At 67.8% G+C, this 488-nt stretch carries 2 pseudogenes; both read right to left on the bottom strand.

Going from position 1 to position 488, the window contains the following annotated elements:
* Positions 1-204, bottom strand: a pseudogene (locus LZ017_RS21835) (ABC transporter ATP-binding protein); the annotation flags it as partial.
* 128 nt (positions 205-332) lie between these two features.
* Positions 333-488: pseudogene (locus tag LZ017_RS21830) on the bottom strand (branched-chain amino acid ABC transporter permease); the annotation flags it as partial.

The raw sequence follows: 488 nt of genomic DNA, 5'->3' as shown, positions 1-488 counted from the left end.
CCCCACCGCGTAGAACGCCACGTAGCCCAGGTCCAGCAGACCCGCGTAGCCCACCACGATGTTCAGCCCCAGCGCCAACAGCACGTACAGCAGCGCCAGGTCGATGATGCGCACCGGCCCGTTGCCGAACTGCTGCGCCAGCAACGGCACCACCAGCAGACCCGCGGCCGCCAGCGCGAAGACAATCAACTTGTTCTTTGGCATGGATAACTCCTCAGCGATGGCCGTACAGCCATTTGCATTCCCAAGCGAACCCCGCAGATCCGGCTTGGCCGGGCTGCCGGGGTTGCCCCCTGGAGGGGGCGCGCGCAGCGCGTAGGGGGTGGGCCATCTCAGGCGCGATCGGCCACGCGTTCGCCCAGCAGGCCCGAGGGCCGCAGCGTCAGCACCAGAATCAGCGCGACGAACGCGAAGATGTCGGCGTAATGGCTGCCCAGCACGCCACCGGTCAGCTCACCCAGGTAGCCCGCGCCGATCGCCTCGATCAG

Origin of the sequence: Pelomonas sp. CA6 (genome assembly GCF_022549225.1) — a bacterium.
GTDB lineage: Bacteria > Pseudomonadota > Gammaproteobacteria > Burkholderiales > Burkholderiaceae_C > Roseateles.
This window is presented reverse-complemented; position numbering and strand designations above follow the sequence as displayed.